Raw genomic sequence first — 23030 nt, 5'->3', positions numbered from 1 at the left:
GTGTGTGCAAGATCGTCGACCAGGCTGGGCATGGTCGCCGGGTACGCCCTGGACAGGGCGCTCGGCGACCCTCGCCGCGGCCACCCGGTCGCCCTGTTCGGGCGCGCGGCGGGCGCGCTGGAGCGCCGCGTCTGGGCCGACTCGCGGCCCCGTGGCGCGGCGTACACGGCGGCCTGCGCCGGCGTGGCCGCCGGCCTGGGCGCGGTCGCGCAGGTCGCGACCCGGCGCCGGCCGCCGGCCCGGTTCGCGGTCACGGCGCTCGCCACCTGGACGGTCCTCGGCGGCCGCGGGCTCGCGCGTGAGGGGACGGCGATGGCGGAGCTGCTCGACGCGGACGACGTGCCCGCCGCCCGTCGACGGCTGTCGCACCTGTGCGGCCGTGACGCGACGAACCTCGACAGCAAGGAGCTCGCCCGCGCCGCCACCGAATCCATCGCCGAGAACACCTCCGACGCCGTCGTCGCGCCACTGTTCTGGGGCGCGGTCGCGGGTCTCCCGGGCCTGCTGGGCTACCGCGCGCTCAACACGCTCGACGCGATGGTCGGCCACCACTCGCCCCGCTACGAACGTTTCGGCTGGGCCTCCGCCCGCGCCGACGACCTGGCCAACCTGCTCCCCGCACGGCTCGGCGCGCTCGCCGCGATTTGCTGCGCGCCGCTGGCCGGCGGCCGCCCGGGCCGGGCGTGGCGGGTGTGGCGGCGTGACGGTTCGCGTCATCCCAGCCCCAACGCCGGCCAGGTCGAGTCGGCTTTCGCGGGCGCACTCGACGTCCGGCTCGGCGGCGTGAACAGCTACGGCGGCCGCGCCGAGGACCGCGGCACGCTCGGCGACGGGCCCGCGCCGGGGGCGGGCGACCTGCGGCGCTCGGTGAGGTTGTCCCAGGCCGTCGGCCTGGCTGCGCTCGCCGCGGCGGTGGCGCGATGAACGGGCTGCTCATCGCCGGGACGACCTCCGACGCGGGCAAGAGCCTGGTGACCGCGGGGGTGTGCCGGTGGCTCGCCCGCCAGGGCGTGCGGGTCGCGCCGTTCAAGGCGCAGAACATGTCCAACAACTCGATGGTGTGTGCCGACGGGGCCGAAATCGGGCGTGCACAATGGCTTCAGGCGCGCGCGGCCGGTGTCGAGCCGGAAGCCGCGATGAACCCGGTGCTGCTCAAGCCGGGCAGCGATCACCGCAGTCACGTGATCGCGCTGGGCAAGCCGTTCGGGACGCTCGAGGCGGGCGAGTACGCGACCGGTCGCGCGGGCCTCGCGCGGATCGCGTTCGACACGTTCGCCGAGCTGCGGACGCGGTTCGACGTGGTCGTCTGCGAAGGGGCGGGCAGCCCGGCGGAGATCAACCTGCGCGCGGGCGACTACGTGAACATGGGGCTGGCGCGGCGGTTCGACCTGCCCGTGCTCGTCGTCGGGGACATCGATCGCGGCGGGGTGCTGGCCGCGATGTACGGCACGCAAGCGTTGCTGGACAAGGAAGACCAGGCGCTGATCGCGGGCTGGATCGTCAACAAGTTCCGCGGCGACGTGGGTCTGCTGCGCCCGGGCCTCGACCGCATCGAGGAGCTGACCGGGCGGCCCGTGCTGGGCGTGTTGCCGTGGCTCGACGGCGTGTGGATCGACTCCGAGGACGCGCTCGCCGCGGCCGGGTGGACCCGCGAACAGCGCGGCGGAACGCTGAAGGTCGCCGTGGTCCGGTTTCCGCGGGCGTCGAATGCGACCGATGTGGACGCTCTCGCGGCCGAACCCGGTGTCACGGTGCAGTTGACGGCCGAACCGGATGTGGTGCGCACCAGTGACATCGTCGTCCTGCCGGGAAGCCGGGCGACGGTGGACGACCTGGGCTGGCTGCGGTCCCGCGGCTTGGCGGAAGCGCTTTCACGGCGCGTCGGCGAGGGCCGTCCGGTGCTCGGGATCTGTGGTGGGTACCAGATGCTGGCGCGCGAGATCCGGGACGACGTCGAGTCCGGTGCGGGAGCGGTGCGTGGTCTCGGCCTGCTGCCGACGACCGTTTCGTTCTCACCGGAGAAGGTGCTCGGACGGCCGGTCGGGGCGTGGCGGGGGCACGAGGTCGAGGCGTACGAGATCCATCACGGCAGCGCCGTCGCCCAGGGGGAGGCCGAACCGTTCCTCGACGGGTGGCGTGCCGGCCCGGTCTGGGGCACGACCTGGCACGGGACGCTCGACAACGACGGGTTCCGCCGCGCGTGGCTGGCGGAAGCGGCGGCCCAGGCGGGGGTGGCGTGGTCGCCGAGCCCAGGTGCGCCCGGCTTCGCGGCCCTGCGGGAGTCGATGCTGGACCGCCTGGCGGACGCCGTCGAGGAGCATCTGGACACGCGGGCGCTCATGCGGCTCATCGAGTCCGGGGTGACACGGGCCAATGGGGAGCCGGCCCACCCCGACCGCTGAAGTGCCACCGCCCCGGGGTCACGCCACCACGACGCGCACCCCGTTGCGCTCGAACGCCGCCACGTGGTCCGGGTCGGCGCCGCTGTCGGTGACCAGCACGTGGATGTCCAGCGGCCCGCAGATCCGGGCGAACGCGAACCCGCCGAGCTTCGAGCTGTCCGCGACCGCCACGACCTCCTGCGCCCGGGATCCGAACAGCCGGTTGACGCTCGCCTCCGCCTCGTGGTGGGCGTAGAGGCCGCGCACCACGTCGATCGCGTCCACCCCGATGAACGCGAGGTCGAGGCTGATCTCCTGCAGCACCAGCGCCGCGAGTGGCCCGGTCAGCTCGAATGACCGCGTCCGCGCCACGCCACCGGTGGTCACGATCTTGATGCTTTGCCGGACCGCCAGCTCGTGCGCGATGTTGAGTGCGTTCGTGACCACCGTCAGCGCCGGCGTGCCGTCGCCCTCGTTGAACTCCGGGCGGGTGGCCAGCGCGCGGCTGACCTCCGTCGCGGTGGTGCCGCCACTGACCCCGACGATCATCCCGCGCTGCACGAGCCGCGCCGCCGCCGCGCCTATCCGCTGCTTTTCCTGAGCGTGGCTGGCCGTTTTGTGCCGTAACGGCAGATCGTAGGCGACATTGCTCGTGACGGCGCCGCCCCGAGTGCGGGTCAGCAATTGTCGACCCGCGAGGTGGTCGAGGTCGCGCCGAATCGTCGCGGGAGAGACCTGAAGTTCTCTCGCGGTTTCTTCGACGTCAATCCTGGTGCGCTGCCCGACCATTTCCAGCAGCGTGTTCAGGCGTTCGTGTCGATCCACGCCTAACTACTACCCGCTTTCCCGGCGGAACGAAAATCGACTGATCGGGGAAACCCGCCGGGGATCGCCCGGCGGGTTGGCCGTTTACTCACAAACTCCGCAGGAAGGCAAGCGACGGCATGAAGAAGTATTCGCCGCCCTTGAGCGTGACCGCCTGCGGGATCGCGTCGACCGGCTGCGCTCCGTTCCGGCCCCAGTCCCGCGAATAGTTCGAGCCGGGCCGCTGGCCCTGTCCGATGACAGGGTCGAGCCCGGGCCGCGAACCGTCCGGGGTGACGGGGAAGCCGGGGTTGTTCGCCCACAGACGCTGGGTGAACTCGAACTGGTTGGCCAGGTCGCTGTTGAAGGCCATGAACAGCAGTCCGACGTCCTTCGTCGGGCGGACCACCGGCGGCAGGTCGGCGCTGGGATCGTCCAGCCGCCGGCCGTAGGTCTGGCCCCGCCGGGCCATCAGGTGCAGCCGCTCGCGTTCCGGGGGTTCGGCGCCGCCCGAGCCCCGCGGGTTCGTCTTGCGGATGTGTGCCTGGAAGGGGCATTTCTGCCCGAGCTTGTCGCTGTCGTAGCTGAAATCGTTCTCCACCGGATGATGCGAACCGGCCGCGCTCTGCACGACGAGCGGGGTACCGTCCTCGAAACGGCCGACGAGCATCGCGCCCGCGCGTTCCGCGTCCTCGCCCTTCAGCGTCAGTTCTTCGGCCAGATCCTGTTCCGCCTGCTTGAACAGCTGCACATTCTGTTCCAGTTTCCGGAAAACGAAGTAGCTGCCGAAGTGCACGTTCGGGTCCGGCGCCGCGGAATCGGGGACCAGGATCTGCGCCAGCGGTGTCGAGGGATCCCATTCATTGATTCCGTCGGTGGTGTCCCGCTCGGTTTCCACGTCCTCGGTGAGGAAAAGCGGCTGACTGCGCCCGTCGACGTATCCGAAATGCTCGATGCCGTCGCCGTTCTCGTTCGCGAGCCCGCGCCCGGTCTCCTCGCCCAGCACGGTCACCGACCGCGGCAGTAGCGCCAGCACCTCGGCCCGCTTCGCCCGCGTGGCGGCCGCGTTCGCGTCGCCGATCAGCACCACCGCGTCGATCGGCTCCTGGTACGGCGGCTCCCAGCCGCTGACCGGCGGGTCGACCAGGTTCTCGGCGGCCTTCTTCGCACCGCCCTGGAAGGACGGATCCCCAGGCGTGGCAGCGATCCCCAGCTTCCCGTACCCCGTCGCGGTCAGCCCCAGGCCCACGTACGTCGTCCCGCCACCGGTGCTCGCCTTGAACGCCTCGATCTCTTGGAGGTGGGTCTTCGCCGACTTCATCAGCCCGGCGAGCGCCTTGAGGAACGCCTTCGCCTCGGCTGCGTCGCCGAAGCCCAGGAACAACACGGACAGGTGATCGCGCACGTGTGCCTTCACGATGTTCGGCTGCAACTCGTCCAGCATCGTGGCGGCGTCGCCGGTGGCGGCCCGCCACGACAGCGGGGTGGACAGGTCAACGGCCATGAGAGCCCCCTCCTCGATGAACCTGCTTGCGCCTCTAAGTGGCGAAGCGCGCCCCCGCAGATGCGTTCGTGCTGGAGGTTCACTCGAATGGCGTAATTTGGCCGCCTCACCTGTCAAAAAGGTTGAGTGCGCCTCCTGGCTGAGCCGCCGGGGCTCGTGCAACCTGTGCCACGAAGCACTGGGGTTGCCTGACATCTCCAAAGAATCCATCCGGCGGACCGGAAGGAGCTAAATGGACGTATCGTCGGTCGATGCCGGGCTCTTCGATTGTCTTCAGATCAATCTCGCGGTCCTGGCGAGTCACTATCATGGCGCTGCCACGCCTTACCGGCTCGGTGCGGAATTACATTTCAACCCGCGCTCACGGCAGAACTCGTTGCCCACTGTCGAACCTTCTCTGGGCCAGCAGCTGGAAGCGGCGGACGAAAGGCTTGGTCTCGCCTCGATTCAGCGCGTCGATACGGCGTCCGCTCACGAAGCCCTCGGTTCCGACGTCCCCGTTTACCTGATCACCGACGCGGCGTACCTGCCGTGGTTGCCCTATTACCGGCAGAAGCACGTCGAGCACAGCTTCCTGCTGGAACCGGCTGGTGACGGCGTCTGGATCATCGATGGCTATCGAAACGAAACGATATGGGGACCCGCTGAGCCGTGTCGGTTCAAACGTGATCGATCCGCCGTGGTCGATCTGATCCGGACGCTGCCCGATCTGAGTGCGATCTGGTTCGAACCGCGACCGTTGCCGGCGCCGCCGCCGTTGTCGTTCGAGATGTCGCGGCAGAGTCTGCGCTCGTATTTGTCGACGTATGCCGAGCACCCGGACCGGGAAACGGCCTTAGATCGGTTCAGCCTTGAGATCTGGTTGCTGCACCGATCTCGCCGCCTGCATACCCGCTATCGCTGCGAATTTCGCGGAGACGTCTCTCCGGCGGTGCGGACGCACCTCCAGGAATGGAGCAAAATGGTCGCGAGGGTGTACTTGGCGTATCGGCGAGTGGCCCAGGGCAGGCCGGAGCCGCCTGGGTTGTTCACCGCAGTGGGGAATCTGCTGGGTGAGGACGGCAGCGTCTTCGTGCCCGAGTCGCCCGTGAGCGACGGCACGGACGTTCACGCGGGCGTCCGGGCAACCGTCGCGACGGTCCTGGGTCTCCCGGAACAGCTCGTGGAACAGGGTGAACTGACGAATCTCCCAGCCTTCAGCTCCCTGCGCATGATCGAAATCGTCGAACGGTTGGAGCGTGTGTTCGCCGTCGAGTTCCCGCCAGGAAGCCTGCTGCCCGAGAAGCTTGTTCGTGTCGATGATCTGTGCGAGCTGGTGCGGGACGCGCGCCGGCAGGCCGTGTGACGAGAGGAAGAGGGATGGATGCCGTCTTCGTCGACGTTTTACGTCGTTTCCTGCCGCTCCTGGGAGAGCAGGAGATGACCGCGGAGGCCCCGCTTCGAGAACTGGGGCTCGATTCGATGCAATCGATCGAGCTGCTGTTCGCGCTGGAGGACACCTTCTCGATTCGGTTGCCGGAAGACGTACTGACCGAGGAGACCTTCAGTACCGCCGGCCGCCTTTGGCGGGCCACGTCTGCCGCCATCGGTGACGGATCTACCGCGGCAGGCAGGACGTGATCGTGTCATCACCTGCCGCAGTCGGCTTGAACGACCGCGTGGGCAACGTCTGCGAGGTGGTTCAGAAGCACGCCGCGGAGATGGACGCGGCAGCTGAGTTCCCCACGGCGGCGCTCACGGAGCTTCGCAGGCAGGGACTACTCGGACTGCTCGCGCCCAGGCACCACGGTGGCCTTGGCGGAACGCTGGACGACATGCTGGAGGTGACGGTCGCGCTGGGCCGCGTCGACCTCTCCGTGGCGATGATCTTTGCCATGCACAGTCAGCAGGTCGCGGCCATCGTCGCTCATGCCGCCCAGCCCTTCGGCGACGATCTCCTGGCGCAGCTGGGTGACGAGGGGTTGTACCTGGCTTCGGTGACTACCGAAGCGGGCAAGGGCGGCCATCTGCTGAGCGCCGAGTCACAGTTGGGCGATGACGGCGACAGCGTGGTTCTCGATCGCTTCGCACCCATCGTGACAGGCGGCGCGCACGCTGACGGTTTCCTGGTGAGCGTGCGGAGTCCGCGGGCGCAGTCCGAGCACGAAGTCTCGCTCGTCTATGCCCATCGCGATCAACTGGACATTGTGGTTTCGGGTGCCTGGAACCCGCTCGGCATGCGCGCGAGCCACAGTGTCGCGCTCCAGTTGACCGGTCGCATCCCGGCCGGCCAGGTCATCGGCGCACACGGTGGGTTCAGGAGGATCGCGGTCACCTGCTTCGCGCCCTTGGCACACCTGGGCTGGGCGGCCGCCTGGTTGGGTGCCGCGGCTGGGGCGATGTCGCGAGTCGTCAGCTTGCTGCGCGCCCCTGCCGAGCGTGGACGACTCAACCTCGAATCGGAGCTGCTCCTGGCGAGATTGTCACGGGCGCGGCAGCGACTGGAGACCGTCCATGCGCTGACCCGCCACACGGCGGCAGCGGTCTCGGGGGCAATGGACGGTGGCGCTGACCTTTCGCGTCCGCGGTACCAACTGTTGATCAACTCACTCAAGATCACCGCTTCCGAGGAGTGCTACCGGGTGATCGAAGACCTGATCGACGTCGTGGGGTTGAAGCACGGATACCTGAAGGACTCGCCCACCGGCCTCGAGCGCTCACTGCGCGACCTCCGCTCGGCGGCGCTCAACTTCAGCAATGACCGGCTGCACCTCGCCGACGGGAGACTCGCCTTGCTCGATCCGGAGGTGGGTTTTGTCTGATTCGTTCGTGCGAGACCGGCTCCCACCGGACATGGACAGGACGATGGCCGAGCTGAGTAGCTCCGGTGCGGTCCGTCAGCTTTATGGCGAGACGCCCCGAGGCAATCTGGACCCACTCGTACTGAGACGTCTGATCGGGCGAGCCTGCCAGGACGGCCGGCTGGGGCCCGTCCTCGCCCTCTCTGTTCAGCTTGCCACGGCGCTTCCGCTCTTGGCCGAATCGGCCGTCACGCCGTGCGCGAGAGAGGTGCTGGACGCTTGTCTCGCTGGTGAAGAAGTTGTGGCCGTGGCGGCCACCGATGAAACAGCCGGATCGGATCTCGTGGGTGCGAAAAGCGCCGTCGCACTCGAGGGGACGGAAAAACTGGTGCTCCGCGGTCGTAAGCGCTGGGTGACATCCGCGCTCTTCGCCCGCCACGCACTCGTACTGGCCAAACATCGACCTGGGCGGCACTTCACGAACTTCACCTGGTTTCTCGTACCCCTGGCCGCCGCCGGCGTTTCGGTCAGCCCGGTGGACACGACACTGTTCGAAGGTGCAGGCCTCGGGCACCTGACCTTCGACGGAGTCGAAATCGCACCCGAATGGGTCCTCGGGGGCTTCGGCCGCGGTCTTGCCATGTTCTCCCGACACATCACGGTCGAGCGGCTGGCCTCCGCTACCTGGGCGATCCACCTGTGTCACACGGTCATCTCCCGGACGGTGCGGCGACTCGACGACCGGCAGGTCGACGATCTTCCACTCTCGCGGAATCCGGCGGTTCGCCAGCGGCTTGCCGGATGTCTCGTGCAGTTGCACGGGCTGAACGCGCTCTGGGAACGGTTGCGGGAGCGCATCGCGGTTGAGCATGACGCCGTCGCGGGAGCCCTCCTCAAGGCGGCGTCAGCCGCGACGGTCGACCAGGTGATGACAGCGTGCTCGCAGTTCCACGGTGCCGATGGTTTCCGGTCCGGAGGTGTGCAACAGATGCGGGCAGAGGCCGCCGTGTTCGGCATCGGCGGCGGCGCGACGGAGCTCATGCTCGATGTGGTGGCGGACCATCTTCCCGCCCTGTTGAAAGAACTCGAATCGTGAACGCACCCGGCTTCACCAGCACCGATCTGCTGACCTGCTATTCCGCCAACCTGGTCGCGTACCTCGAGGTGGAGGACCCGGACGTCGCCGGCCGACTAGCGTCCGCGGTGCACTTGTGGGTGGGGGCCGACCCCAAGTCGGACGTCCTGATCTTCTCCCACTACAACCGAATCGATACGTGTCGCGATGGCTCGGTGCTGGCGTATCGCGGCGCGAGGGACTGGCACAACGCCCGGGCCGGCATCGACGCGGAGCTCGAGTGCCGTGGCCGGGTCCTCGTTGTCGGTAACACCTGGCACCTACCGTGGTCGCCCTCCTCCGGCAGGGACGAGGCGCCACACTGGTTCCTGGTGCACCGGCACGAGCGCGGGCACTGGCACGTGTCAGACCACTTCGCGGCGATGACGGCGCGGGGTGAACAGTCGCCCCACGACGGCTGGCTCACAGACGATGCCTTTCGTGCTTCCATCAGCCCATTGACGAGGCCGACGACCGAACAGCTGCACCGGGAGCGGCACGCCTTGGGTAACGCGACGACCATGCCCGATCACACCCATTACAGGTGGCTCGAGCGGGCCGGGCCCGTCCCGGCGACGAGCAATGACGATCCCGAGTGGAGCCGGGAGCCTGCGACTGTCCTGGATGTGCTGTCCCGGCGGTTCTGCACCGACCCCGGTCTACTGGTGCGGCAGGCACCGGACCTCTGGTCGGCGAGCCGCCACCAACGGTATCGACTGGCGATGTCGGGGAACGGCGCGTCGGAAGCGGCCGGCGCGTGGGGCGCCCTCCCGAGAGCCGTCCGGACGACAACCGAAAGTGCCCGGCGCGGGCGTCCTCGCCCAGGTCTCCTGGAGCAGGCTCTCGGACGCATCCTCGCCGCGCCCGATCCTGGGGGAACGTGATGGGTACCGGTTCGACGATGCACGAGTGGTTTTCCACCTCAGCGCGGGCGTATGCCTCCGAACCCGCTCTGGAAGTGGCCGGCGAGGTATTGACCTATGAGCAGCTGCGCATTCGGGCCGAGCGGTTGGCGGATCGCGTCGTGGAGGCCAACAACGGCGCTGTGCCGCGGAGGATCGGTCTGCTCGCCGGCCGATCGGTGCTGGCGTACACCGGGTACCTCGCGATCGCCTCGCTGGGGGCGGCCGTGGTACCGCTGAACCCCGGGTTCCCAGAAGAGCGGAACGCGGCGATCGCCGGCGCTGCCGGCCTGGACTTCGTCCTGGCCCAGGAGGACTGCTCGGTCCGGAAGCTGTCTGCGAGAGCACTTACGTTGCCGGCGTCGCCCAACTCCTTGCGCGGCCAGGTGCGACCACGAGCGCGCTCGTCCGAGCCGGATCGGCTCTGCTACATCCTGTTCACCTCGGGGTCGACCGGCAGGCCGAAAGGAGTGCCGATTCGCCACCAGAACCTCGCCGCCTTCCTCACCTACGTCATAGACCGTTATGGCCTGATGCCGGGCGATCGGGTGTCGCAGACCTTCGATCTCACCTTCGACCTGTCGGTCTTCGACCTGTTCGCGACCTGGGGGGCGGGCGCGACGCTCGTCGTGCCCAGCCGAGCGGAGCTGCTGGCTCCTGCGCGGTTCGTGGCCGCGCGTGGGCTCACACACTGGTTCTCCGTGCCGTCGGTGGTGTCCTTCGCGATGCGGTTACGCGCCCTGTCCGCGAGTTCGATGCCGGCGCTGCGCTGGAGCTTGTTCTGTGGCGAACCACTGACGGTGGCTCATGCGCGTGCGTGGCAGGCCGCCGCGCCGGCGAGCGTCATCGAGAATCTCTACGGACCGACCGAGCTGACGTTGAGCTGCAGCCAATACCGGGTGTCCCCGCACTCGTTGCGGGAAGGGCGATCCGGCGGCGAGGTCCTGCCGATCGGTCAGTTGTATCCGGGCCTGGAGCGGCTGGTGCTCAACGAGCAAGGTTTCCCGGACACGGAGGGCGAGTTGTGCGTCCGGGGGGTTCAGCGCTTTCCCGGTTACCTCGACCCGGCCGACAATGCCGGGCGTTTCGTCGAATGGGAGGGCGGAACCCCGCGGGTTGTTTCGGAGCCGATTCAGCCGTCCGATCGGCTGTGGTACCGCACCGGGGACCGGGTGCGCCTGTCGGACGTCGGGCTTGTGCACTTGGGACGGACCGACCAGCAGGTGAAGATACGCGGCTACCGGGTCGAACTGGGGGACGTGGAGTCGGTACTGCGGTCCGAGGCCGGTGTGGTGGATGCCGTTGCCTTCGTGGTTTCCATTGCCGGCAACGACGAGGTCGTGGCGGCGTGTACCGGGCGGGACCTCGACGCGGTGGCGCTGACCAGCAGGCTGCGCGAGCGCCTGCCGGAGTACATGGCGCCCTCCTCGGTGACCGTCTTCCGGGAATTTCCGCTCAGCGCGAGCGGCAAGGTCGATCGTCGTTCGTTGCTGGCCAAAATCAATCCGGGTTCCCGGCGTGAGGTTTCGAGTTCCCCGGGGGGTCGGGAATGATGCACACCGCGCGGCAGGACTCACCCACGGGTGCTCTCGTGCACCACATGTTGGACGGTGCGGTGAAGGATGCGCCCGAATCGCCGGCGGTGCGAGATTCGGCAGGCCGTTGGAGTTATCGGCAACTGGCAAGACATAGCGTGGCTTTTGCAGCCTGGTTACGACGTCAAGGCCTACGACCTGGCGATCGCGTGCTCATCCAGCTACCTGCCTGCCGCGAGTTCGCGGCCATGGTCTTCGGCGTGTCGCGCGCCGGCGCCGTGCTCGTTCCGCTCGATCCGATGACCAAGGCCTTTCAGCTTCGCATGATCGTCGCCGACGCCGAGCCGGCCATCGTGATCACCGCTGTACCGTGGGCCTCGATACTGCGGTCGATCGCTTCGGTGCTGGTGCACGAGGTCGACCATGTATGGGCAGAAGTCGAAGACCTCTGCTCGTCCGATCCGGAGGTCGAGCAGTACGAGAACTGCCCGTCGGATCCGGCGGTACTCATTTATACGTCGGGCAGCACCGGGACCCCCAAAGCGGTAGTCTGTCCGCACCGGCAGATCGTTTTCAGCTGTTGCGCACTGACTTCGGTGCTGGGCTATCGGTCTGCGGATGTCGTCTTCTGCAGGTTCCCGCTTTCCTGGGACTACGGGTTGTACAAACTGATCATGACGTGCTGTGCCCGGTGCGAGATCGTGCTCGCCGGTGGCGGGACCGACCTCACTCTGCTCAGCCGGATGAGCGAAACCGGTACCACCGTGGTGCCGATCGTGCCGTCCTTCGCAGCCATGATTCTTCGTCTCGCGAAACGCGAGGCCGGACGACTTCCCCGAATCCGAATGTTCAGCAACACGGGGGCCGCGCTCTCGCCGGCGATGATCCAGGAGTTGTCCGAGCGGTTTCGCGGAGCGCGAGTGGTTCGGCAATACGGTCAGACGGAGGCGAAGAGGATCACCGTCATGCCGCCGGACGAACACAACGAGCGCCTCGGTTCGGTCGGCCGCGCCCTCCCGGGCACCGAGGTGTGGATCAGCGACGCCGCCGGCAATCCGCTCCCGGCCGGAAGGGTTGGCGAAATCGTCGTGTCCGGACCACATGTGATGGCCGGTTACTGGCGCAACCCGGAAGCCACCCGAACAGTGTTTCGCCGAGACGGCAGGACTGGACGAGTCCAGTTGCACACCGGTGACTACGGCTCTCTCGACGAGGACGGCTACCTGTACTTCGAAGGGCGGCGCGACGAGGTCTTCAAGCGCAAGGGCGTCCGCATGAGCACTACCGAGATCGAGCAGGCGGCGATGGACGTCGCAGGCGTCGAGGCGGCGGCGGTCGTGCCTCCGGCTGAACACCACGACCTGGCGATTTTCGCGGAGACAGCGCTTTCTGCGAGCCGAGTACTCAAGGAGCTGGCGGATCGTCTCGAACCAGCGAAGGTGCCGGCCAGCTGCCATGTGGTGGACGAGCTTCCCCGTACCCCGAACGGGAAGCATGCCCGCGACGAAATGGCAATGCTGTTGAAGCGGAGCAACGGATGACGACGGCCACCCAGCGCAGCGAGTTGGTCAGGCGGTATCGGACACCCCTGTATGTCTACGACCTGGACAAGGTCCTCGCGGCGCGAGAGGACCTGTTCGAGAGTCTCCCGAGCGGAGTCGAAGCTTTTTATGCGGTGAAGGCGAATCCGCACCCGGAACTCATCCGCTCCCTCGTCGAGGGTGAGCGTAGATGCCGAGCCGAGGTCAGTTCGGCCGGTGAGCTCGCCGCCTCGTCGCAAGGCGGCCACGACCCGGCAGACGTTCTCTACACGGGTCCCGCGAAGACCGAGGACGAACTGCGCTTCGCGTTGAGTTCCGGGGTCAGGCTCTTCTCCGCGGAGTCGGTCACCGACCTGAGGTGCATCGGATCGTCGGCGCGGGAGGCAGGAGTCGTCGCGGACTGCCTGGTGCGGATCAATGAGCCGGTGGTTCCCGGGGTCTCGGGCGCCCGAATGACAGGCAGGCCCAGCCAGTTCGGGATGGACAGTGAGAGTTTCCGGGGCGCCGTACCCACGCTGGAGGGGGTTCCCGGAACCAATGTCGTCGGGTTCCACTTCTTTTCCCAGAGCAACGCCGAGAGCGAGGAAGCCCTGGTCGCCGAGTTCGACCACGCCGTCGCGGCGGCGGCCAGGCTCGAAAAGGAGCTAGGCCGGCCAGTGCGCATGGTCGACATCGGCGGTGGGTTCGCCTGCCCCTACGGGCGGGCCGGTACACGTCATCGGTATCCGGGGTTGCGCGCCGCACTGGAAGACACTTTGGACAGGCATCTTCCGCGATGGCGGTCGGGCGGCGTCCGGATTGCGGTGGAGTCGGGCCGCTATCTGGTGGGCGAGTGCGGAACGCTCTTGCTCGGCGTGCGAAGCGTCAAGACCAGCAGGGGGCGTCGTTTCGTACTGCTCGACGGCGGGGTCAACACTTTCGGTGGGCTGTCCGGGGTCGGCAGGCTACTGCCGGCCGAGGTCGCCGTTGAAGCGGACCGGGTAGTGCAGAGGGTCAGTCTGGCAGGTCCGCTATGCACTCCGGGTGACATCTTGGCGAGAGGCGCGGAGGTGCCGGACCTGTCGGTCGGCGACGTCATCGCCATACCGAACGCTGGTGCCTACGGGCCGACTGCGAGCCTGCTGGCGTTTCTGAGCCGCCCCGCGCCGGCCGAAGTCGTCGTACGAGACGGTGCCGTCGTATCCGTGTCACGACTCGAACACCGTCGTGTCTACGAGAACGCCATCGGAAAGGGGTGACAGGGAGATGCCGGGTGTGGTGATCGTGAGCTCCACCCCTTCGGATGCACACACATGGAATCTCGTGTTCCTGCAACTGCTGATTGAGGAGTACGGGTTCCACGTCGTCAATCTGGGGCCGTGCGTACCGGAGGATCTCCTGGTGTCGCAGTGTTGCCTGCATCGCCCCGTGCTGGTGGTCATCAGCAGCGTGAACGGTCACGGCTACCAGGACTGCCTGAACCTCATCGGACGACTGCGGCGACATGCCCGGCATGAGCCGATGCGGGTGGTGGCTGGGGGAAAGCTCAGTGTGAACCAGGCCGGTGCGGAAGGACGATCGGTGCGGCTCCTGGCGGCGGGCTTCGACGAGATCTTCGCGGACGACGAACGCTCTTTGGCCGTGTTTCGTGAACTGTTGGCGGGGATGGCCGAGGAGGTAGCCGGCCGGATGTCCCGCACGTCGACCACAGTGCCCTGCGCACGGCCATGATGACCACGGACCAGTCTGATTTCGGCCGGTACGTACGGCGGCAGGCGAACCGTGGCAACCTGGTCGTCCAGCCCCGGATGGGCTTCGCCGAACCTGCCGCGATGCGCGCCGGGCTGCTTGCCACCAGGCACGCTGACGCGACTACTGCCGGAACCATAACCCTGGACGCCCACACCCGAGTCGGCCGCCTCGATCTTGCCGAGCAGGCCTTGCGGGAGGGCATCCCGCTCAACGGCTATCCGCTGGTCACTCATCCGGTCGACGTAACGCGATGGGTGGCTTCGGTCTCGGACCAGGACTTTCCCATCCAGGTGCGGCACGGCACAGCCCTACCGCTCGGGGTCTTCGAGGTATTGCGTGCGATTCCCTTGGGCGCGACTGAGGGAGGGCCCGTGTCCTATTGCCTTCCCTATGGCCGGACGCCGCTGCGCGAGTCGATAACGAGTTGGGCGAAGTGTTGCGACGGCTTGGCGGAGCTCCGGTCGCAACAGATGGAGCCACATCTGGAGACGTTCGGCGGGTGCATGCTCGGACAGCTCTGCCCACCCGGCCAACTGGTCGCGATCGCGATTCTGGAGGGGCTCTTCTTCGTCCAGCACGGTCTCCGGAGCATCTCACTCAGTTACGCTCAGCAGACCAACTTGGAGCAGGACTGTGAGGCGGTCGCCGCATTACGCCGATTGTGTCGTGAGCTTCTACCCGCAGTAGATTGGCACGTTGTCATTTACGCCTATATGGGCGTTTATCCGCGAACGGCAGCGGGTGGAGCCCGGGTTTTGGAGCAGGCTGTCGCACTCGCCGTGTATACGGGAGCGGAGCGCCTGATCGTCAAGACCACTGTGGAGGCGCAGCGAATACCCTCGGTCCAGGAGAACATCTCGGCCCTGGAGCAGGCTGCCGCATTTGCCGAGGTGCTGCCACCTTCGGGCGTCCCACTCGAGAGTGATTCCCAAACCTACGCGGAAGCCGCCGCCATCGTACGAGCTGTTCTCGATCTCGATGACGATCTCGGCATCGCGTTGCGGATCGCCTTCGGGAAAGGCCTGCTCGATCTCCCGTTCAGTTTGCACCCTGACAACAACGGCGCTACCAGGAGCAGGATTGATCGCGACGGCTGGCTTCGATGGGAGGATACCGGTTCACTGCCTCTCCGTGGATCGGTATGGCGCGTCAAACCGCGTCCGCGTTCTGCGGCGCGTTTACTCGAAGAGTTGACTTATGTACAGCGTAAGTTCGACTATGAGTCAGAAATTCGTCATAACAGCCGGGGTGACCGTGTGTAGGGATCAGGGCTCTTATTACGCTCGGCGGTTGCCATGTCCTCACTGGGATAGCGGATGAAAGACGGCTGTTACCGACCTAAAATAAGAAAAATTTCCTTTGTGGAACGTCACAATGAAGGTATTCGGCCAGGACCGCCTCGTCGGCTCTCGGTTTCCCAGGTCATGATCCTGCCAAGCTCTACGCGCTCGAGACTTTCAGGAGCACCATGAGAAACAGTGACAGCACGAAGGCTCTGGACTGGGGCTTTCTCGAGCGGATGGCCTGGTTGCGCTCCAGGTCGCCGAGCCGGCCGGGACTGAGATCGATCGCACTCACAGCTGGGGTGCCGGTCACATTCGTGTTGGCGTGGAGCAGCGCATACGTCGTCGGTGATCTAGGCGTCCGGAGCGCGCCGCCGTTCACTCTTCTGCTCGCGCGGTTCGGTCTGGCGACACTCGTCATGTTCGGCATCGTGGGGTTGACGAAGGCTCCGTGGCCTAAGGGCAAACGGGCCTTCGCGCATATCGCGGTTGCCGGGGTCCTGGTGCAGGGCTTGCAGTTTCTCGCTGTGTACAGCGGCTTCAAGCTTGGTGTGCCCGCCGCCATCTCGTCGCTGGTGATCGGGCTCAATCCGCTGCTCACGGCGTTGCTCGCCGGGCCTGCCCTCGGTGAGCGACTGACCCCGAGGCAGCTGTGGGGATTCCTCCTCGGCATCGCCGGGGTTGTCCTGGCCGTGGCGAAGGGACTCGACTTTTCCGAGCGTTACTTCGCGGGCGTCGTCGTGACGGTGGTGGGCCTGCTCGCGCTGAGTGGTGGCACTGTCTATCAGAAGAAGTTCTGCCCGGAAATGGACCTCAGGACCGGGGCTGCGGTCCAGCTGCTCGCGTCGACCTGCCTGGCAGCCGCGTGCGCCTTCGTCTTCGAAGACGTGCACATCGACCAAGCCGGATTGTTCGTGTTCAGCGTGGGCTGGCTGGCATTGGTGAACTCCATCATCGCCTTCACCCTGTTTTACGCGATGATCCGTCGTGGCGAGGTGGTACGAGCCAGTACGATGTTCTTCCTCGTTCCCTCGGTGACCGCGATCATTGCCGCGGTCACGCTGGACGAGCCTTTGTCGGGATTTGCGATAGCGGGTTTCACGCTCGCCGCGGCGGGCGTCATCCTCGCGGCATCTCGCCGTTCGCCGGCGCGTGCCGGCGCGCGAGGCGGATGAGCGGGACCGCCTCCGGCAGAGCAGGTCTGCCGGAGGCGGTCGAGGAGAACTCAGGCGATCGGACGGTCCGTCGGCGAGATGGGCGCCGGCAGGAGGTCGCGCTCCGGCATGAGGTAGCGGTCGACGCCGGCGGCGGCGGCGCGGCCCTCCGCGATCGCCCACACGATCAGCGACTGGCCACGGCCCATGTCGCCGGCCACGAACACGTTGTCCAGGCTCGTGCGGAACGCCTCATCACGGGCCACGTTGCCGCGCTGGTCCAGCTCCACTCCCAGCGACTCGAGCAGGCCCTCCCGCTGCGGCCCGACGAAGCCCATCGCCAGCAGCACCAGCTGCGCCGGCAGCTCCTTCTCGGTGCCCTCGACCGGCACGAACTTGCCGCCCTCGTTGCGCACCTCGACCAGCCGCAGCGCCCGCAACTCGCCCGCGTCGTCGGCGACGAACTCCTGCGTGTTCACCGAGTACAGCCGCTCGCCGCCCTCTTCGTGCGCCGACGACACGCGGTAGATCATCGGGTACGTCGGCCACGGGTGCGCGTCCGAACGTGCCTCCGGCGGCCGCGGCATGATTTCCAGCTGCGTCACCGAAGCGGCGCCCTGGCGGTGCGCGGTGCCGACGCAGTCCGCGCCGGTGTCACCGCCGCCGATGACCACCACGTGCTTGCCCTCGGCGCTGATCGGCGGCGCCTCCAGCTCGCCCGCGGCGACCCGGTTGGCCCACGGCAGGTACTCCATCGCCTGGTACACGCCCGTCGTCTCGCGACCGGTGATCGGCAGGTCGCGCCACGCGGTCGCGCCACCGGCCAGCACCACGGCGTCGTACGACGAGCGCAGCTCCTCGGCGGTGATGTCGACGCCGACGTTCACCCCGGCCCGGAACTCCGTGCCCTCCGCACGCATCTGGTCCAGCCGCCGGTCCAGCCGCCACTTCTCCATCTTGAACGCGGGGATGCCGTACCGCAGCAGCCCGCCGATGGCGTCGGACCGCTCGAACACCACCACATCGTGCCCGGCGCGGGTCAGCTGCTGCGCCGCGGCCAGGCCCGAGGGTCCGGAGCCGACCACGGCGACCTTCTTGCCCGTCCGCGTCTCCGGCGGCTGCGGCGGGACCCAGCCTTCCTCCCACGCGCGGTCGATGATCGAGATCTCGACCCGCTTGATCGTCACCGGGTCGTCGTTGATGCCGAGCACGCACGCGGTCTCGCACGGCGCCGGGCACAGCGTGCCGGTGAACTCCGGGAAGTTGTTGGTCGCGTGCAACCGCTCGATCGCGTCGCGCCAGTCCTGCCGCCACACCAGGTTGTTCCACTCGGGGATCAGGTTCCCCAGCGGACAGCCCTGGTGGCAGAACGGGATGCCGCAGTCCATGCAGCGCCCGGCCTGCTTCTCCAGCTTGCTCGAGTGGAAGTCCTCGTAGACCTCGCGCCAGTCCATGATCCGGATGTCGACCGGCCGGGTCTTCGGGGTCTCCCGCTTGGTGGTGAGAAAACCCTTGGGGTCAGCCATGTGCCGCCTCCATGATCGCGTCGTTCACGTCGCGGCCGTCGCGTTCGGCCGCGGCCTGAGCCTGCAGAACCCGCTTGTAGTCCTTGGGCATGACCTTGCCGAACCGCTCGACGGCCACGTCCCAGTCGGCCAGCAACGCGTGCGCCACCACCGACTCCGTCTCCGCGTAGTGCCGTTCGACGGCGTCGCGCAGGAACTCGGTGTCCTCGTCGTCCAGCGGGTCCAGGTCCACCATCTCCCGGTTGACCCGCAGCGGCGAGAGGTCCAGCACGTACGCCACGCCACCGGACATCCCGGCCGCGAAGTTGCGGCCGGTGCCGCCGAGCACGACCACGCGGCCGCCGGTCATGTACTCGCAGCCGTGGTCGCCCACGCCCTCGACGACGGCCAGCGCACCGGAGTTGCGCACGCAGAACCGCTCGCCGACCTTGCCGCGCAGGAAGATCTCGCCGGCGGTCGCGCCGTAGCCGATCACGTTGCCCGCGATGATGTGCTCCTCCGCGGCGAACTGCGACTCCCGCGGCGGCCGCACGACGACCCGCCCGCCGGAGAGTCCCTTCGCGACGTAGTCGTTCGCGTCGCCGATGAGCCGCAGGGTGATCCCGCGCGGCACGAACGCGCCGAACGACTGCCCCGCCGTGCCGGTGAAGGTCACGTCGATCGTGTCGTCGGGCAGGCCCTCGCCGCCCCAGCGCTTCGTCAGCTCCGAGCCCAGCATGGTGCCGACGGTCCGGTTCACGTTGCGCACCGGCAGTTCGAGCTTCACCCGGTCGCCAGAGGACAGCGCGCCCTCGGCCAGCTGGATGAGCGTGTTGTCCAATGCCTTGTCCAGCCCGTGGTCCTGCGCGACGACCTGGTGCCGCGCGGCCCGCGGCTCCAGCTCGGGCACGTGGAAGATCGGCGCCAGGTCGAGCCCGGCGGCCTTCCAGTGCTCGACCGCACGCCGCTTGTCGAGCAGCTCGGCGTGCCCGACGGCCTCCTCGATCGACCGGAAACCCAGCTCCGCCAGGTACTCCCGGACCTCCTGCGCGATGAACTCGAAGAAGTTCACCACGTACTCGGCCTTGCCGCTGAACTTCTCGCGCAGCTTGGGGTTCTGCGTCGCGACGCCGACCGGGCAGGTGTCGAGGTGACAGACCCGCATCATGATGCAGCCCGAAACCACCAGCGGCGCGGTCGCGAAGCCGAACTCCTCGGCGCCGAGCAGGGCCGCGATCACCACGTCCCGGCCCGTCTTGAGCTGCCCGTCGGTCTGCACGACGATCCGGTCCCGCAACCTGTTGGCCAGCAACGTCTGCTGCGTCTCGGCGAGGCCGAGCTCCCAGGGCCCGCCGGCGTGCTTGATCGACGACAGTGGCGAGGCGCCCGTGCCGCCGTCATGCCCGGAGATGAGCACGACGTCCGCATGCGCCTTGGAGACGCCGGCCGCCACGGTCCCGACGCCGACCTCGGACACCAGCTTCACGTGGATCCGCGCCGCCGGGTTGGCGTTCTTCAGGTCGTGGATCAGCTGCGCCAGATCCTCGATCGAGTAGATGTCGTGGTGCGGCGGCGGCGAGATGAGCCCGACGCCGGGCGTGGAGTACCGCGTCTTCGCGATCCACGGGTACACCTTCGCGCCGGGCAGCTGGCCGCCTTCGCCGGGCTTCGCGCCCTGCGCCATCTTGATCTGGATGTCGTCGGCGTTGACCAGGTACTCGCTCGTCACGCCGAACCGGCCGCTCGCCACCTGCTTGACCGCGGAGCGCCGCTCCGGGTCGTAGAGCCGCTCCGGGTCCTCGCCGCCCTCCCCGGTGTTGGACTTGCCGCCGAGGCGGTTCATCGCGATCGCGAGGGTCTGGTGCATCTCCATCGAGATCGAGCCGTAGGAGATCGCGCCGGTGGCGAACCGCTTGACGATCTCGGAGACCGGCTCGACCTCCTCGACCGGCACCGGCGGCCGCTCGCCCACCTTGAAGTCGAACAGGCCGCGCAGCGTCATCAGCTTCTCGGCCTGGTCGTCGACGGCCTTGGTGTACTCCTTGAAGATCTCGTACTTCCCGGAGCGCGTCGAGTGCTGCAGCTTGAACACCGTCTGCGGGTTGAACAGGTGCGGCTCGCCCTCACGGCGCCACTGGTAGTCCGCGCCCGTCTCCAGCTCGCGGTGCGCCGGGCGCATGGTGTCGCGCGGGAAGGCGCGCTTGTGCCGTTCGGTCACCTCCTGCGCCAGTGTCTCGAAGCCGACGCCGCCCAGGCGGGACGTCGTGCCCGCGAAGCAGGTGTCGACGACCTCCTCGCCGAGCCCGATCGCCTCGAAGATCTGGGCGCCGGTGTAGGACGCCACAGTGGACACTCCCATCTTCGACATGGTCTTGCGCACGCCCTTGCCCAGCGCCTTGATCAGGTTCCGGGTCGCCTGCTTCGGCGTGACGCCGGGGATCTTGCCCTGGTGGGCCAGCTCCTCGACGGTGGCCATCGCCAGGTACGGGTTCACCGCGGCCACGCCGTAGCCGATGAGCAACGCGATGTGGTGCACCTCGCGCGCGTCACCGGACTCGACGACCAGGCCGACCTGCGTGCGGGTCTTCTGGCGGACCAGGTGGTGGTGCACCGCGCCGGTCAGCAGCAGCGACGGGATCGCCGCGTGCCGCTCGTCGACCCCGCGGTCGGACAGCACGATCAGCCGCGCGCCGTCCTCGATCGCCTCGGACACCTCGGTGCAGATCTCGTTGAGCCGCTCGACGAGCGCCTTGCCGCCGCCGTCGACCTCGTACCGGCCGAGCACGGTGACCGCCTGGAACTCGGGCAGCTCGCCGTCGTCGTTGATGTGCACGAGCTTGGCCAGCTCGTCGTTGTCCAGCACGGGGAACGGCAGCACGATCTTGCGGCAGTGCTCCGGGCCGGCCTCCAGCAGGTTGGGCTCGGCGCCCAGCTGCGTGCCCAGCGAGGTCACCAGCTCCTCGCGGATGGCGTCCAGCGGCGGGTTGGTCACCTGCGCGAACAGCTGGGTGAAGTAGTCGAAGATCTGCCGTGGCCTGCTCGACAGCGGCGCGAGCGGCGAGTCGTTGCCCATCGAGCCGATCGGCTCGGCACCCCCGCGGGCCATGGGTTCGAGGAGGGTTTCCAGCTCCTCCTCGGTGTAGCCGAAGGCCTGCTGGCGCCGGACGAGAGAGGCGTGCGTGGGTACCTCGCGCTCCCGCTCGGGCAGTTCTTCCAGGCGCACCAGGCCGTTGTCGACCCATTCGCCGTACGGGTGCTGGGTCGCGAGCCCGCCCTTGATCTCCTCGTCGTCGATGATCCGCCCTTCGGCGGTGTCGACGAGGAACATCCGGCCGGGCTCCAGGCGCCCCTTGCGCACGATGCTCGCCGGGTCCAGCTCCAGCACGCCGACCTCACTGGCCAGCACGACCAGGCCGTCCTCGGTGACCCAGTAGCGCGCCGGGCGCAGGCCGTTGCGGTCGAGCACCGCGCCGATCTGCGTGCCGTCGGTGAACGACACGAGCGCGGGCCCGTCCCACGGCTCCATCAGGGCGGAGTGGAACTCGTAGAAGGCCCGGCGGACCGGGTCCATCTCCTCGTGGTTCTCCCACGCCTCCGGGATCATCATGAGCACCGAGTGCGGCAGGCTGCGGCCGCCGAGGTGCAGCAGCTCCAGCACCTCGTCGAAGGTCGCCGAGTCGCTGGCGCCGCGGGTGGTGATCGGGAAGAGCCGCTTGAGGTCGCCGGGGATGAGGTCGGTGGCGAGCATCGACTCGCGCGCGTCCATCCAGTTCCGGTTGCCCCGCAACGTGTTGATCTCGCCGTTGTGCGCGACGTACCGGTAGGGGTGCGCCAGCGGCCACGACGGGAAGGTGTTGGTGGAGAAGCGGGAGTGCACGAGCCCGATCGCGCTGACCACGCGCTCGTCGGTCAGGTCGGGGAAGAACCGCTCGACCTGGGGCTCGGTCAGCATTCCCTTGTAGACGATGGTCCGCGAGGACAGGCTGGGGAAGTAGACGCCCTCGGGCTCGAGCGCGTGCTCGGCGCGCTTGCGCACGCAGAAGGCCAGGCGTTCGAGCGCGAGCCCCGCCACCCCTTCTTCGCGCGGCGCCAGGAAGACCTGGCTGAAATGCGGCATGACGTTCTTCGCGGTCGGCCCCACGTGCTCGGGGTCGACGGGCAGCTCACGCCAGCCGAGGACGGCCATGCCCTCCTCGGCGGCGATGCCCTCGATGGCGCTCATGGCACGGCCGCGGGCGGTGTCGCCGGTGGGCAGGAAAGCCGTGCCCACCGCGTATCCGCCGGCCTCGGGGAGCGCGAAGTCCACGACCGCGCGGTAGAACGCGTCCGGGACCTGGATGAGGATGCCGGCGCCGTCGCCGGTGTCGGGTTCCGCTCCTCTGGCGCCACGGTGTTCGAGGTTGCGCAACGCGACGAGAGCCTTCCGCACTATTTCGTGATCTCGCCGGCCGGCGAGATCGGCGACGAAGGCGACGCCGCAGGCGTCGTGCTCGTACTGCGCGTCATAAAGGCCTTCCGGCCTGGTCGAACTGTGGCGGGTCACGGCTGGCCGCCTCCTTGGGCGTCGGCGGCACGGTTCATCCGATCGTGCAGGTCTGGCAGACCTGGCTAACGGCGTGGTCCCGGGCCGCGATGGTCAGTCGAGAGAGGAACTTCGGGCGATGCGCATCTGGGCAGGGCCCATCGCCCGGCCACACATCAGCGGGTGGCCGCGTGGTCGTCGGTGTGCACGTCGTTGGGCGTTCGGTTTGCTGTGCGCCGGCGGAACCACGGTGTGGTGGACCCGTTTCCACGGC

General features: G+C 67.9%; 17 protein-coding genes. 13 read left to right on the top strand and 4 right to left on the bottom strand.

Annotated features, from left to right (window positions below; genetic code table 11):
* Positions 1-30 precede the first annotated feature (30 nt).
* Together LWP59_RS31770 and LWP59_RS31765 are read left to right on the top strand one after the other, a co-directional pair.
* Positions 31-924 carry a cobalamin biosynthesis protein gene (locus LWP59_RS31770; protein WP_373299654.1) on the top strand — a complete coding sequence of 298 codons (894 nt, stop codon included), beginning with the start codon at positions 31-33 and terminating at the stop codon, positions 922-924.
* Positions 921-2402 carry a cobyric acid synthase gene (locus LWP59_RS31765; RefSeq protein ID WP_144636532.1) on the top strand — a complete coding sequence of 494 codons (1482 nt, stop codon included), beginning with the start codon at positions 921-923 and terminating at the stop codon, positions 2400-2402. The genes LWP59_RS31770 and LWP59_RS31765 overlap by 4 nt, the downstream gene beginning before the upstream one ends.
* An 18-nt stretch (positions 2403-2420) precedes the next feature.
* Here LWP59_RS31765 and LWP59_RS31760 read toward each other — a convergent pair whose 3' ends face one another.
* A complete protein-coding gene (locus LWP59_RS31760) occupies positions 2421-3206 on the bottom strand; it encodes a DeoR/GlpR family DNA-binding transcription regulator (RefSeq protein ID WP_144636530.1) in 786 nt (261 codons plus the stop codon).
* A gap of 88 nt (positions 3207-3294) precedes the next feature.
* Complete coding sequence (locus LWP59_RS31755; protein ID WP_144636675.1) at positions 3295-4689, bottom strand: Dyp-type peroxidase; 1395 nt, start codon at positions 4687-4689, stop codon at positions 3295-3297.
* Positions 4690-4921: 232 nt separating this feature from the next.
* Between LWP59_RS31755 and LWP59_RS31750 the strand changes: the two genes are divergently transcribed.
* From LWP59_RS31750 to LWP59_RS31700, 11 genes are all read left to right on the top strand, one after another.
* Positions 4922-6034 (top strand): acyl carrier protein, encoded by a 1113-nt coding sequence (locus LWP59_RS31750; protein WP_144636528.1) that lies wholly within the window; start codon positions 4922-4924, stop codon positions 6032-6034.
* Positions 6035-6048: 14 nt separating this feature from the next.
* Positions 6049-6309, top strand: a complete 261-nt coding sequence (locus tag LWP59_RS31745) for a phosphopantetheine-binding protein (RefSeq protein WP_144636526.1) — start codon at positions 6049-6051, stop codon at positions 6307-6309.
* Positions 6310-6335: 26 nt separating this feature from the next.
* Complete coding sequence (locus LWP59_RS31740; RefSeq protein WP_229857783.1) at positions 6336-7490, top strand: acyl-CoA dehydrogenase family protein; 1155 nt, start codon at positions 6336-6338, stop codon at positions 7488-7490.
* A gap of 43 nt (positions 7491-7533) precedes the next feature.
* Positions 7534-8565: an acyl-CoA dehydrogenase family protein gene (locus LWP59_RS31735; RefSeq protein WP_144636524.1), complete on the top strand. Its 1032-nt coding sequence runs from the start codon at positions 7534-7536 to the stop codon at positions 8563-8565.
* Positions 8562-9467 (top strand): hypothetical protein, encoded by a 906-nt coding sequence (locus LWP59_RS31730; protein WP_144636522.1) that lies wholly within the window; start codon positions 8562-8564, stop codon positions 9465-9467. The genes LWP59_RS31735 and LWP59_RS31730 overlap by 4 nt, the downstream gene beginning before the upstream one ends.
* Positions 9467-11038, top strand: a complete 1572-nt coding sequence (locus LWP59_RS31725; RefSeq protein WP_144636671.1) for an amino acid adenylation domain-containing protein — start codon at positions 9467-9469, stop codon at positions 11036-11038. Before LWP59_RS31730 ends, LWP59_RS31725 begins: the two co-directional genes overlap by 1 nt.
* The gene (locus LWP59_RS31720) at positions 11035-12561 is read left to right on the top strand and encodes an AMP-binding protein (protein WP_325062720.1); all 1527 of its coding nucleotides are present in this window, start codon (positions 11035-11037) and stop codon (positions 12559-12561) included. The genes LWP59_RS31725 and LWP59_RS31720 overlap by 4 nt, the downstream gene beginning before the upstream one ends.
* Complete coding sequence (locus LWP59_RS31715) at positions 12558-13799, top strand: type III PLP-dependent enzyme domain-containing protein (protein ID WP_144636518.1); 1242 nt, start codon at positions 12558-12560, stop codon at positions 13797-13799. The genes LWP59_RS31720 and LWP59_RS31715 overlap by 4 nt, the downstream gene beginning before the upstream one ends.
* Before the next feature lie 7 nt (positions 13800-13806).
* Positions 13807-14271: a cobalamin B12-binding domain-containing protein gene (locus LWP59_RS31710; protein WP_144636516.1), complete on the top strand. Its 465-nt coding sequence runs from the start codon at positions 13807-13809 to the stop codon at positions 14269-14271.
* Positions 14268-15554 (top strand): methylaspartate mutase, encoded by a 1287-nt coding sequence (locus LWP59_RS31705; protein WP_186383162.1) that lies wholly within the window; start codon positions 14268-14270, stop codon positions 15552-15554. Before LWP59_RS31710 ends, LWP59_RS31705 begins: the two co-directional genes overlap by 4 nt.
* 206 nt (positions 15555-15760) lie before the next feature.
* Positions 15761-16750 (top strand): DMT family transporter, encoded by a 990-nt coding sequence (locus LWP59_RS31700; protein ID WP_144636512.1) that lies wholly within the window; start codon positions 15761-15763, stop codon positions 16748-16750.
* A 50-nt stretch (positions 16751-16800) separates the two neighbouring features.
* Here the strand turns inward: LWP59_RS31700 and LWP59_RS31695 are convergent, their stop codons facing one another.
* Positions 16801-18255 carry a glutamate synthase subunit beta gene (locus LWP59_RS31695; protein ID WP_144636510.1) on the bottom strand — a complete coding sequence of 485 codons (1455 nt, stop codon included), beginning with the start codon at positions 18253-18255 and terminating at the stop codon, positions 16801-16803.
* A complete protein-coding gene (gene gltB / locus LWP59_RS31690; protein WP_144636508.1) occupies positions 18248-22777 on the bottom strand; it encodes a glutamate synthase large subunit in 4530 nt (1509 codons plus the stop codon). The genes LWP59_RS31695 and gltB overlap by 8 nt, the downstream gene beginning before the upstream one ends.
* Between the last annotated feature and the right edge of the window lie 253 nt (positions 22778-23030).

The organism is Amycolatopsis acidiphila (assembly GCF_021391495.1).
In the GTDB taxonomy this organism is placed as follows: domain Bacteria; phylum Actinomycetota; class Actinomycetes; order Mycobacteriales; family Pseudonocardiaceae; genus Amycolatopsis_E; species Amycolatopsis_E acidiphila.
Note: the sequence above shows the minus strand (reverse complement) of the source record. Positions and strands in the feature narration are given on the sequence as shown.